Origin of the sequence: Novosphingobium profundi (assembly GCF_020524485.1) — a bacterium.
Taxonomy (GTDB): domain Bacteria; phylum Pseudomonadota; class Alphaproteobacteria; order Sphingomonadales; family Sphingomonadaceae; genus Novosphingobium; species Novosphingobium profundi_A.
This window is the reverse complement of record NZ_JAIVLF010000001.1, coordinates 1073406-1085990: the sequence shown is the minus strand read 5'-3', so window position 1 is coordinate 1085990 and position 12585 is coordinate 1073406. Positions and strand designations below refer to the sequence as shown.

Below are 12585 nucleotides of genomic sequence, written 5' to 3'. Positions count from 1 at the left end.
GCCCCTTTTCCCCTAAGGTTCCGCGGCTACTTGCAGGCGAAGTGTGACGGACAGGTGACAAATCGGCGACGTCCGCGTGAATTTGGCACACAGGTACAGATTGTCACACAAGTGCCGCCCAATCGTCACGCCCACGCAACTCCGTCATGGCAGTCCACAGGGACACGCTGGAGCAACCGGGGAGGCCGCACATGGCCAAGGACGTGGACGCACTTTTCGAGATGGCAGGCAAGATCCCCGAGTGGCTCGACCTGCCCGACCCCAAGGGCTTTCGCCCCAAGCGCAAGTACGAGACGATCTGGATTTCCGACGTGCACCTGGGCACGCGCGGCTGCAACGCCGACATGCTCGTCGACTTCCTGCGCTCGGTCGAGTGCCGCACGCTTTACCTCGTGGGCGACATCGTCGATGGCTGGCGCCTGCGCAAGAACTGGTACTGGCCCGACGCCCACAACGAAGTGATCCGCCGCATCCTCAAGATGGCGCACCGCGGCACGCGCGTGGTCTTCATCGCGGGCAACCACGACGAGATGCTGCGCGACTACGCAGGCCTCACCTTCGGCGGGGTCGAACTGGTCATGGAAGCGATCCACGAGACCCGGGACGGCCGGCGCCTCCTTGTCACCCATGGCGATGCCTATGACGGCGTCGTCCTCTACCACAAGTGGCTCGCCTACCTTGGTGACCAGGCTTACGGGCTGCTGCTGCGCGCCAACATCGTGTTCAATGCGGTGCGCCGCCGCCTCAAGATGCCCTACTGGTCGCTCTCGGCCTATATGAAGAAGCGCGTGAAGAACGCGGTGGCCTATATCTCTTCATTCGAGGAAGCGGTTGCCTCCGAGGCCACCCAGCGCGGCTTCGACGGGGTCGTCTGCGGCCACATTCACTGCGCCGAGATCCGCGAATTCGGCGGCATCACCTACTACAATGACGGCGATTGGGTGGAGAGCTGCACCGCGCTGGTCGAGGACTTCACCGGTGCAATCTCGATCGTCGACTGGGTGGCCGAGACGGGCGGACGCACAGCGCCTGCCGCCGCGCCCGAGCACGTCCCCCAAGGCGCCGAACCGCCCACACCCGCGCCCCTGCCTGCCCCTGCGGCCACCGGAGCCCTCGCATGAGACTGGCGCTTGCAACCGATGCCTGGCTGCCGCAGGTCAACGGGGTCGTCCGTTCCCTTCGCGCAACGCTCGAGGAACTGACAGCCCGCGGCCACAGTGTCGAGACGGTCACCCCCGACAAGTTCCTCACCGTTCCCATGCCTGGCTATGCCGAGATCCGGCTGGCGATGGCCCCGCGCTTTGGCGTGCGCCGCATGCTCGATGCCGCGCAGCCGCAGCTCGTCCACATCGCCACCGAAGGCCCCATCGGCTGGGCCGCGCGTGGCTGGTGCCTCTCGCGCGGGGTGCCCTTCACCAGCGCCTTCCACACCCGCTTTCCCGAGTACGCCGCCGTGCGCACCGGAATCAGCGCCGATCGTTTCTGGCCGATCATGCAGCGCTTCCACGCGCCTTCAAGCGGGGTCCTCGTCTCGACCCGCAGCTTCGCGTGCGAACTGGCGGGACGCGGGATCACCAGGACCATGCCCTGGAGCCGGGGGATCGATCATGACCTGTTCCGCCCGGAAGGACCGCGCCATCCCTTGATGGCCAAGCTGCCGGGCCCGATCCTTCTCAACGTCGGGCGCGTCGCACCTGAGAAGAACCTGGAAGCCTTCCTCGACGCCGACGTTCCGGGCAGCAAGGTCGTCGTAGGCGATGGCCCGGCTCTGGAAAGTCTCAAGCGCCGCTATCCCGATGCCCATTTCCTGGGCCCCATGCGCGGCAACGAACTGGCGAGCGCCTACCGTGCGGCCGATTGCTTCGTATTCCCCAGCCGCACCGACACCTTCGGCCTCGTCGTGATCGAGGCCCTCGCCTGCGGTGTGCCCGTGGCCGCCTACCCGGTAACCGGCCCTATCGACATTCTGGGCGAAGATGGGTGCGGCGTGGATCTTCCAGTCGTCTGCCCCGCAGGTGTGCTCGACACCGATCTTTCGCGGGCCATCGAGGGCGCACTGGCCATCCCGCGCGAGGATGCCGCGACACTGGGCAGCCTTTACTCCTGGGAGCGGGCGACGGACCAGTTCCTGACCGCCATCACCCGCGCCGTCGCGGCGGCCGAGGACGGCCGCGCGCACGAAGCGGCTTGAGAGGCAGCTTTACCGCCCCTGGCTTCCTCTCTTCCTGATATGAAAACGCCGGGAGCCTTTCGGCCCCCGGCGGATATTCAGTTGACGTCCATCGCGTAACCCGCCGCACGGACCGTGCGGATGGGATCAGCCTCGCCGTCGCGGTTGATCGCCTTGCGCAGGCGCCGGATGTGGACATCGACCGTGCGCTCGTCGATATCGGAATCCATGCCCCACACCCCGTCAAGGATCTGCTGGCGCGAGACCACACGGTTGGGGCGCTCCATGAAGTAGCGCAGGAGACGAAACTCGGTGGGGCCCAGGTGCAGCGGCTCACCGCCGCGGCGCACGCGGTGGCTCGTCGCGTCAAGCTCGATATCCCCCCACTGCAGGACGTTGCCCGCAAGGCTCGGTCGCGAGCGGCGCAGCAGCGCCTCGATCCGGGCCATCAGCTCGCGCGGGGAAAAGGGCTTGGTCATGTAGTCGTCGGCGCCCGTCTTGAGGCCGCGGATCATGTCCTCTTCCTCGCCGCGCGCAGTGACCATGATGACCGGGATCTGCGCGGTTTCCTGGCTCTTGCGCAGCTGGCGGCAGACCTCGATGCCCGGGATCTGCTCGATCATCCAGTCGAGCACGATGGCGTCGGGCGCCTGCTCGCGGACCATGACAAGGGCTTCCTCGCCATCGCCCGTGCTGCGCACGTCATAGCCTTCGGCGGAGAGGTTCCAGGTGAGCAGTTCGCACAAGGCGACATCGTCTTCGACAACAAGGACCGAGGGGTTCATCGGATCTTCCCTAGCTGGGGGAGGCACCTGCCCGGCGCCCCCCGGATCAGGTTCACAAGGTTCAGGCGAAGCCGCCGGTATCGTCGGTCTGGCTGTCGCGCTCGGTGCAGTATTCACCCGTTGCGGCGTAATAGACCATCTCGGCGACGTTGGTCGCGTGGTCGCCGATGCGTTCGAGGTTGCGCGCGATGAACAGCATCTGCGCGGCCACGGTGATGGTGGAAGGGTTCTCCATCATGTGCGTGAGCAGCGAACGGAACAGCGTGTTGTAGAAATGGTCGAGCTTGGCGTCGCGGCGAATGACCTCGACCGCCAGCTGCGCATCGCGCGAGCCATAGGCGTTGAGAACGTCGCGCACCATGCCTTCGGCGATCTCGGCCATGGTCGGGACCAGGGTCACGGGATCGATGTTGGCCGCACGGTCAAGCGCGTCGATGCGCTTGGCGATGTTCTTGGCGTAGTCGCCGATACGCTCGATCACGCCCGAGATCTTGAGCGCGGCGATGACGTCGCGAAGATCGTCGGCCATCGGCGCGCGAAGGGCAATGGTGCGCACGGCAAGGCGGTCCACCTCGGCCTCGAGCGCGTCGAGCTTGGCGTCGTTGGCCACGACCTCGCGGGCGAGTTCGTCGTCGTGTTGGGTCAGCGCCTTGATCGCGTCGCGAATGGCCACTTCGGCCAGCCCGCCCATTTCGGCGACGAGGCCGCGCAGCTGACCGATCTCGGAATCGAAGGCCTTGACGGTATGATCAACCATACGAATGTCCCTGTTGGCCCGCGCCCCTTTTGCAGGGGTCCAGCGGGACTGAAGCTATCAGCCGTAGCGGCCGGTAATGTAGTCCTTGGTGCGATCTTCACGCGGGGTCGTGAAGATCTCGCTCGTCTCGCCGTATTCGACCAGGTGCCCCAGGTGGAAGAAGGCGGTGCGCTGCGACACGCGCGCGGCCTGCTGCATCGAGTGGGTCACGATGACGATGGCGTAAGTGTCCTTGAGCTCGTCGATCAGCTCCTCGATGCGCGCGGTCGCGATCGGGTCGAGCGCGGAGCACGGCTCGTCCATGAGGATCACCTCGGGACTGACCGCGATGGCGCGCGCGATGCACAGACGCTGCTGCTGACCGCCCGAAAGCGCGGTCCCTGCGTCCGAGAGGCGGTCCTTCACCTCGTCCCACAGGCCCGCCTTGGTAAGCGAGCGCTCGACGATCTCGTCCATCTGCGCCTTGCCCTGGGCAAGCCCGTGGATGCGCGGCCCGTAGGCGATGTTCTCGTAGATCGACTTGGGGAACGGGTTGGGCTTCTGGAACACCATGCCCACGCGCGCGCGCAGGGCAACCGGGTCCATCGAGGCCGCGTAGATATCCTCGCCATCGAGCAGGATCTCGCCCGTCACCTTCGCGCCCGCGATGGTGTCGTTCATGCGGTTGAGTGAACGCAGGAACGTGGACTTGCCGCAGCCCGAGGGGCCGATGAAGGCGGTGACGATGCCGTTATCGATGTCGATCGAGACGTTGTCGATCGCCTTTTTCTCGCCGTAGAAGACGTCGACGTTGCGGGCAATAAGCTTGGGTTCGGTCATAATCCTACCAGCGGACCTCGAATTTGTTTCGAAGGTATATGGCCAGGCCGTTCATCGCCAGCAGGAAGACCAGCAGGACGATGATGGCAGCCGAGGTGTTCTGGACAAAGCCCTTGTCGATCTCGTCCGACCACAGGAAGATCTGCATCGGAAGCACGCTCGAAGGGTCGGTGACGCCGCCCGGAGGGGTGGCGACGAAGGCGCGCATGCCGATCATCAGCAGCGGCGCGGTTTCCCCCAGCGCACGGGCCATGCCGATGATCGTGCCGGTGAGAATGCCCGGAAGCGCCAGCGGCAGCACGTGGTGGAAGGTCGTCTGCACCTTGCTCGCCCCGATGCCGTAGGCGGCCTCGCGGATCGAGGGCGGAACGGCCTTGATCGCGTTGCGCCCGGAAATGACGATGACCGGCATCGTCATCAGGGCCAGCGTCAGGCCGCCGACCATCGGCGAGGAACGCGGCAGGTGCAGCGTGTTGATGAAGACAGCAAGACCCAGCAGGCCGAAGATGATCGAGGGCACGGCAGCCAGGTTGTTGATCGAGACCTCGACGATGTCGATCCACTTGTTCCTGGGCGCGAACTCCTCAAGGTAGATCGCGGCGAGCACGCCCATCGGGAAAGCCAGCAGCAGCGTCACCAGCATGGTGAGGAGCGAGCCCTTGGCCGCGCCCCACACGCCCGCGATGTCGGGGTTCGTAGAGTCCGCGCCCGAGAGGAACGACCAGTCAAGGCCGCCCAGCCCGTTCTTGAGCATGATGACAAGGAGCAGCGCCAGGAACGCGACCGAGAGGACGACCGCGCCAAGGCCCAGAGCCTTGAACCGGCGTTCGGCGGCGTGCCGCTTCGCGAGGCGCTTTTGCGCCTCGGGCGATTGCCAGGTTGGATTACTCATAAGCTTCCCGGAACCGCTTCACCACGCGCAGCGCGATGATGTTGAGGACGAGGGTGACGATGAACAGGATCAGACCCAGCGCGAAGGCCGAGAGGGTCTTGGGGCTGTTGAATTCCTGGTCGCCCGTCAGGAGCTGGACGATCTGGAAGGTGACCGTGGTCATCGAATCGAGGGGGTTGGCCGAAAGGTTGGCGGCTGCGCCCGCGGCCATGACGACTATCATCGTCTCACCGATGGCGCGGCTGATCGCCAGCATGACACCTGCAACGATGCCCGGAAGCGCGGCAGGAAGCAGCACCTTCTTGATCGTCTCGGAGCGGGTTGCGCCCAGCGCCAGCGAGCCGTCGCTCATCGCGCGCGGCACGGCGGCCAGCGCGTCGTCGGCCATCGAGGACACGAAGGGAATGATCATCACGCCCATGACGAGGCCTGCAGCCAGCGCGCTTTCGGTGGAGGGGTTGTCCGCCCCCATCGAAGCGGCGAAGTCGCGGATCATCGGCGCCACCGTCAGCGCGGCAAAGTAGCCGTAGACCACGGTCGGGATACCCGCGAGGATCTCGAGGATGGGCTTGAGCCACTTGCGCACGCGGCGCGAGGCGTACTGCGTGAGGTAGACCGCGCTCATCAGGCCGAGCGGAATGGCAACCGCCATGGCGATGATCGCGCCAATGTAGATCGTGCCCCAGAACAGCGGAACTGCACCGAAGTTTTCGTCGATGTCGGCGCCCATCGCGTTGCCCGGCGACCAGTGGGTGCCGGTAAGAAACACGATCGGCGAGACGTCCTTGAAGAACAGCCCGGCCTCGAACACCAGCGAGGCGACGATGCCGAAGGTGGTCAGGATCGCCATCAATGAGGCGAGCAGGAGCACGCCCATGACCACGCGTTCAACCTGGGTACGCGCCTCGAAGCGCGCGCGGATACGGGTAAAACCATAGGCACCCCCGGTGAAGGCGACAATCGCGACCAGCAGCGCGCCAATCAGCGAGAAGCGGGTGATGATCGCGCGCAGCGGCGCGGCAAGGGCCTGCGCCTCGGAAGCGAAGACGGCCGCGCCCGGATCATTGGCCAGAAGGTAGGCCTGCGAGATGATTGCGCTGCGGTGCATGGCGTTGTCGGGGAGCGCTGACGCGGCCGGATCGGCCAGCAGCGCGCCTTCGACAAGACCGGGCTGGATGCCCGACCACACGGCCCAGACGACAAGCGCCGGGACCACGATCCACAGCGCCAGGTGCCAGCCATGATAGTTGGGCATCGAGTGCATCGATCCGCGCCCGTCGTAGAGGAGGCGCGCACGCCCCCTCCCCACGAACCAGCCGATGAGGCCGAGGCCCACTACGGCCAGGAGAATTCCTGTCAAAATCATGGCCGGCAGCCGGTCCTTCTTACTTCAGTTCGCTCGGGTCGAGGAGCGTGCCCTCGGCGATGACCTTCGCGTTCTTTTCGCGCACGTCATCGGGCGAGATCACCATGCCCTTTGCCTTGAGAATGCCGTCGGGGCCCCAGGCCTTGGGCCAGGCGGCGACGTAGTCGGCAAGGCCCTTGATCGGGGCCATGTGCTGCTTCTTCACGTAGATGTAAAGCGGACGTGCGCCGGGATAGGAGAAGTCGGAGATCGAGGCGTAGGTCGGGGTCACGCCCGACATCGGGATGCCCTTCAGCACATCGCCGTTCTCTTCGAGGAACGAGTAGCCGAAGATGCCCACGGCCTTGGAATTCTGCGAGATCTTCTGAACGATCAGGTTGTCGTTCTCACCCGCATCGACATAGGGGCCGTCTTCGCGGATCTGGTGGCAGGTCGCCTCGTACTTGTCCTTGTCGCTGTCCTTGAGCGCCTTGGTCGCCGCGTCGGTCTTGCAGCCCGCTTCCAGGATCAGTTCCTTGAGCGCATCGCGCGTGCCCGAGGTCGAGGGCGGACCATAGACGAGGATGGGCATGTCGGGCAGCGCCGGGTTCACGTCCTTCCAGGTCTTGGCGGTGTTGGGCTTGCCGAACGGATTGGCGGCGAGCGCCTTGTAGATGTCGGCCGGCGTCAGCTCCATGCCGGGGCCATCCTTGGCCTCGGCAAAGGCGATGCCGTCGATGCCGACCTGGATCTCCATGATCTCGGTGACGCCATTGGCCTTGCAGGTTTCGTATTCGGACTTCTTCATCCGGCGCGAGGCGTCCTCGACATCGGGGAAGTCGAAGCCGACGCCCTGGCAGAAGAGCTCCATCCCTGCGCCGGTGCCGGTCGATTCGATGACCGGCGACTTGCTGCCCGAGCTGCGGGCGAAGTCCTCGGCGACAGCGGTCGCGAAGGGATAGACCGTCGAGGAGCCGACGGCGGTCACGTAGTCGCGCGCACCCGAGGCGCCGCCGCCCGAGCTACCGCAGGCGCTGAGCGCGAGCACCGAAGCCGCGGCGAGGACGAGAGAACTGATGGATCGCATGAAGATATCCCTTGGTCTGGACGTGCCGACGCCCCTATTGGCCTTGAATGACACTTCCATGACGAAAGCATGACATTCTTCGGCGGGGCCCGGAATAGGTCGTATCAGGTTCGGTCTAAGTCGGTCTTCCGCGCAGGTGACCACCCCTCCTGGACTGGCCATCCTGCTGCGGGTCTAGGGCGTGCCCCGAAGCGATGCAAGCTGCACCGGGCACGCAAAGGTCGGGATTTCCTCCTCCTTTTGGACAGGAAAACCCGCAAGGCGAGGAACCGGGAGGCGCAGGCGGTGCCAATGGCTCGGGCGCACGCCTCCCGTTTGTCAGGACAGGATCAGAAGTCGACCTGCGCGCGCATCGCGATCACATCCACACCGTAGGAACGGCTGCCATCCGCGGTCTGATAGAACGCATCGGTGTAGTCGAGGCGCGCGTAGTTGAGCATGAGGCGGGTGTAGTCGGTCTGAGTCCAGATCAGCGAAGCCTCATAGCCCTTCTGGCTGCCGCCCACGATGCCCGCATCAGTGAGGTCGAGGTAGTCGTAGCGCAAGTTCAGTTGAAGCGCCCCGAAGCCGCCCTCGCCCACCGGACGCGCGGGCTTCACGCGGTCGAAGGTGCCGTGCTTGTAGCCGCGTGTGTCACCCTTGGTGAGGAAGTAGCCCACTTCGATGGCGCCACCGAAGAAGGTCGGGTCGGCATCGCCCACCGGGCGTGAGACATGCTGCCAGTGGCCTTCCGCGCTGGCGTGGAAGCGCCCGGCAATGACCGCGCTCTCGAGGCCATAGCCGATCTCGGCGTCGGCCGAGAAGAGCCCGGTGTTGATGTAGCGGGTCGAAGTGAAGTGCTCGAAGGGCCGCTGGCGGTAGCGCACGGCCGAACCCTGCTCGGGCAGCTTGGCATAATGGTACGAGCCGCCCAGGTGCACCTGGGCCGAGCCGATCTTCGGGGCATAGACCACGCGCGTGTCCACGCTGAAGTTCTTGTTGGGCGTATCCTCGGCGTTGTCCGAGAAGATGCCGCCCTGCAGCAGCAGGTCGCCGGTGCTGTACTGGGCCGAGATGCCGATGCGGCGCTCGAAGTTGAAGGCGTCGGTATAGGCCGCACGCTCGATGAACGAGGTGTTGAGGCTGCTCGAGAGTTCTTCCAGGCCCTGGAAGGTGTTGTGCTGGCCCGCCTCGATGGTGAGACCACCGTCCTGGTAGCTGACGTAGGCGTCGGTAAAGTCGGCGGCGCCCGGTGCGAATTCGGTCTCGAACTTGTAGCCGAAGCCGCCCGGGATCTTGCCGGTCACACGCAGACGCGCACGGCGCACTTCGCTGCCGAAGCCGTCGCTCGGGCCCAGGCTGTCGGGCGCATCAATGTACCCGGCATCGAGGTTGAGACGCCCGCCCAGCTTGAAGGCCCAGCCATCCGAGGTCGTGACCTCGGGACCGCCCTTGAACTTGACCTTCACGTCGGGCCCGGCCGCCTTTGCAGGCGCGGCGGCAGCGGTCACGACAGGAGCCGGGCTTGCCGCAGCGTTGGCCGCCAGCGCAGGCGCAACTGCCGAGGGAACGGCCGCAGGCGCGCCATTGCCTTGGGCCACCTGGGCTTCCAGATCCGCGATACGCGCCGCCATGCGCGCCATCTGCGCACGCATTTCCGCAAGCTCGCGCGCGACGGAACTATCCGCACCTGCTTGCGCACCGTCGGCCGCATAGGCATCGATGGGGGCACCACCAGCCAGCACAAGTGCAACGGCCGCTGCCGAAATTCCAAGAACTGAACGCAACCCGAGACCTCATTTTTATAACGTCGATGTGTCTGTCGGGCGACGCCACTATGACCAGCAAATGTCACTTTGATGACATGGAGTGGAAACAGAGGCGCCCGCGACCGACAAAGCGACGCGTTCAAATGCTCAAGTGCTTGTCTTCGTACTCAAATCAATTTTCACGCAGCGGCAGCATCAGGGATGCGGTCGTGCCCGCGCCGGGTCGGCTGTCGATATCGAATCGGCCCCGGTGACGCTCGACGATGTGCTTGACGATGGAAAGTCCAAGCCCAGTGCCCCCCGCCGCACGGCTACGGCTGTTGTCGGCGCGGTAGAAACGCTCGGTCACGCGGGGCAGGTGTTCGGGCGAAATGCCCTCTCCCTCGTCGCGCACCATGACCAGCACCCAGCCGGTGCGCGCGACCTCCACCGAGAGGTGCACGGTACCATCCGCCTTGCCGTACTTGAGCGCGTTGTCGATGAGATTGCGCAGGACCTGCAGCAATTGCCCCTTGTCTCCTGCAATCACCGCGTGCTCGGCGTTGACGACCAGCTCGATCGTGGCGCTACTCCGGAATTCCCCGGCAACTTCCTGGGCGAGCTGCACCATGTCGACACTGTCCGAAGGGACTTCGTGCTTGACCGCCTCGATCCGCGAGAGCGACATGAGGTCCGAGATCAGGGCCTGCATACGCTGCGCTTCGTGGCGGATCGTGCCGAGGAAGCGTTCGCGCAGTTCCTCGTTGCCGCCCGCCTTGAGGTTCATCAGCGTTTCCACATAGCCGATCACGTTGGCGAGCGGGGTGCGCAGTTCGTGGCTGGCATTGGCGACGAAGTCGGCGTGCGACTTGGCCACGCTCACCCGCTCGGACAGGTCATAGAGGCTGACGATCCGGTCACCGCCCGGCAGCACCTTGCAGTCCACTTCCCACACGCTGCCCCCGGTGGAAAGCCCCGAGATCCGTGCCGTGCCACCGCTCTCACTGAGGATCGCGGCCACCGCCTTGGGATCGCGGATCGCAATGCGCACGTCCTGCCCGACGATGTGCGCGCCCAACAGGTCCTTCGCCGCCGAATTGGCAAAGCGCACCTGCCCGCGCGCGACCATGACCGCCGGTGTCTGGAGATGCTCCAGCAGATCCACCCCTTCAATGACCATCAATCGCGTATCCTCAATCTTCATCCACCAGCTGTCCGCCCCTGCCCCAATGGGCCTTCCAGCGCCGGGGCTCTCACCCCCCCGTACGACGCCGCAGCGGACACACCGTCATGCAACGCCGCCGTGCGATCAGCAAGCCTTGCTAGAGGCGCAAGACGACAGTCCTGTGGCAGGCTGCACGCACGCTGCGTAGATCTTGCACATCCTGACCGCATGGAGGGCGCAAGCTGCGTTCAAAACGGAGCAACTGCCTAGCGGATGACATATACCCTTGATATGCTGCGCCCGCGTGGTCCAAAGAGGCCGTGACACAAGATTCACGATGGCCGGGAGGAGGAGCTCGGCCTCAGGTGGAAAGGCTTACGTGACCAAATTCACTTCCGATCGACTCCTCCTGTTCGGCGCGACGGGCGACCTTTCGCGTCGAATGCTCCTGCCCTCGCTCTGCGCGCTGGATGCCGAAGGGCTGCTCGATCCCGATATCCAGATCATCGCCACCGCGCGCTCCGAGATGGACGACCAGGCATTCCGCAACTTCGCGCGCGAATCGCTGGAGCAGTTCCTCGCGCCCGAACGCCGCGGCGGCATGGCGACCTTTCTCAACCGCCTGTTCTACCAGCAACTCGATGCCAACGACCCGGATGGCTACAAGGCGCTCGCGGCCAAGGTGGGCGAACCCAAACAGGGCCTCTCGATCTTCCTCTCGACCGCGCCCAGCCTGTTCGAGCCGACGATCCGGGGACTTGAACAGAACGGCCTCGCTGGACCCAACGTGCGCATCGCGCTTGAAAAGCCGCTGGGCGTCGACCTGGAATCCAGCAAGGTCATCAACGACGCCGTCGCCTCGGCCTTCCCCGAGGACCGCATCTTCCGCATCGACCACTATCTGGGCAAGGAAACCGTCCAGAACCTGATCGCGCTGCGCTTTGCCAACCTCATGTTCGAACCACTGTGGAACGCGGCGCACATCGATCATGTCCAGATCACCGTCTCCGAGACCGTCGGCCTCGAATCGCGCGTGGGCTACTACGACGATTCGGGCGCGCTGCGCGACATGGTGCAGAACCACATGCTCCAGCTTCTCGCGCTCGTCGCGATGGAGCCGCCCGTCTCCTACGAAGCGACGACCGTGCGCGATGAAAAGGTCAAGGTCCTGCGCTCGCTGCGCCAGATCAAGGCCGAGGAAACCGTCACCGGACAGTACCGCGCGGGCGCCATCAACGGCGAAGCCGTCCCCGGCTACGACGAGGAACTAGGCAAGCCTTCCGACACCGAAACCTTCGTCGCGATCAAGGCCCATATCGACAACTGGCGCTGGCAGGGCGTGCCCTTCTACATGCGCACCGGCAAGCGCATGCCCAAGCGCACGACCGAGGTCGTCGTCCAGTTCCGCGACGTGCCCCACTCGATCTTCACCGGACGGGGCGCCAAGACCGTGCCCAACCGCCTCGTCATCTCGCTCCAGCCGGACGAGAACATCACGCTTTCGCTCATGGCCAAGATGCCCGGACTCGACCGTGAGGGCTTCGGCCTGCGCGCGATTCCGCTTGCCATATCGATGCCCGACGCCTTTGCCGGCCCGCAGCGGCGCATCGCCTACGAACGTCTCTGGCTCGACCTGATCGAGGGCGACCAGACCCTGTTCGTGCGCCGCGATGAAGTGGAGGCCCAGTGGGAGTGGATCGACGCGATCCGCGCCACCTGGGAGGAACACCGCATCGAGCCCAAGACTTATACGGCTGGGAGCTGGGGACCGTCCGCCGCCATCGCCCTTGCCGAGCGCGATGGCGTGACCTGGCACGAATAAGGCCGTCCCGCGACCT

Annotated in this window: 11 protein-coding genes; 3 read left to right on the top strand and 8 right to left on the bottom strand. The window is 65.1% G+C overall.

What is annotated here, in order from left to right; genetic code table 11:
• Positions 1–191: 191 nt before the first annotated feature.
• Both LC060_RS04775 and LC060_RS04770 read left to right on the top strand, forming a co-directional pair.
• A complete protein-coding gene (locus LC060_RS04775) occupies positions 192–1121 on the top strand; it encodes a UDP-2,3-diacylglucosamine diphosphatase (protein WP_226633179.1) in 930 nt (309 codons plus the stop codon).
• On the top strand, positions 1118–2191 hold the full coding sequence (locus tag LC060_RS04770) for a glycosyltransferase family 4 protein (RefSeq protein ID WP_226633178.1): 1074 nt from the start codon (positions 1118–1120) through the stop codon (positions 2189–2191). The genes LC060_RS04775 and LC060_RS04770 overlap by 4 nt, the downstream gene beginning before the upstream one ends.
• 77 nt (positions 2192–2268) lie before the next feature.
• Here LC060_RS04770 and phoB read toward each other — a convergent pair whose 3' ends face one another.
• From phoB to LC060_RS04730, 8 genes are all read right to left on the bottom strand, one after another.
• The gene (gene phoB / locus LC060_RS04765; RefSeq protein ID WP_039388183.1) at positions 2269–2955 is read right to left on the bottom strand and encodes a phosphate regulon transcriptional regulator PhoB; all 687 of its coding nucleotides are present in this window, start codon (positions 2953–2955) and stop codon (positions 2269–2271) included.
• Between the two features lie 61 nt (positions 2956–3016).
• Complete coding sequence (phoU, locus tag LC060_RS04760) at positions 3017–3712, bottom strand: phosphate signaling complex protein PhoU (RefSeq protein ID WP_039388184.1); 696 nt, start codon at positions 3710–3712, stop codon at positions 3017–3019.
• Positions 3713–3769: 57 nt separating this feature from the next.
• Complete coding sequence (gene pstB, locus LC060_RS04755; protein ID WP_039388185.1) at positions 3770–4531, bottom strand: phosphate ABC transporter ATP-binding protein PstB; 762 nt, start codon at positions 4529–4531, stop codon at positions 3770–3772.
• A 4-nt stretch (positions 4532–4535) separates the two neighbouring features.
• The gene (pstA, locus tag LC060_RS04750; protein WP_226633176.1) at positions 4536–5423 is read right to left on the bottom strand and encodes a phosphate ABC transporter permease PstA; all 888 of its coding nucleotides are present in this window, start codon (positions 5421–5423) and stop codon (positions 4536–4538) included.
• The gene (pstC, locus tag LC060_RS04745) at positions 5416–6789 is read right to left on the bottom strand and encodes a phosphate ABC transporter permease subunit PstC (protein WP_226633174.1); all 1374 of its coding nucleotides are present in this window, start codon (positions 6787–6789) and stop codon (positions 5416–5418) included. The genes pstA and pstC overlap by 8 nt, the downstream gene beginning before the upstream one ends.
• 19 nt (positions 6790–6808) lie before the next feature.
• Positions 6809–7855 carry a substrate-binding domain-containing protein gene (locus LC060_RS04740; RefSeq protein ID WP_148628724.1) on the bottom strand — a complete coding sequence of 349 codons (1047 nt, stop codon included), beginning with the start codon at positions 7853–7855 and terminating at the stop codon, positions 6809–6811.
• A 329-nt stretch (positions 7856–8184) separates the two neighbouring features.
• A complete protein-coding gene (locus LC060_RS04735; protein WP_226633172.1) occupies positions 8185–9621 on the bottom strand; it encodes an OprO/OprP family phosphate-selective porin in 1437 nt (478 codons plus the stop codon).
• Positions 9622–9775: 154 nt separating this feature from the next.
• Complete coding sequence (locus LC060_RS04730; RefSeq protein WP_226633171.1) at positions 9776–10762, bottom strand: sensor histidine kinase; 987 nt, start codon at positions 10760–10762, stop codon at positions 9776–9778.
• 364 nt (positions 10763–11126) lie between these two features.
• Between LC060_RS04730 and zwf the strand changes: the two genes are divergently transcribed.
• Positions 11127–12569, top strand: a complete 1443-nt coding sequence (gene zwf / locus LC060_RS04725; protein WP_226633169.1) for a glucose-6-phosphate dehydrogenase — start codon at positions 11127–11129, stop codon at positions 12567–12569.
• Positions 12570–12585: the final 16 nt, after the last annotated feature.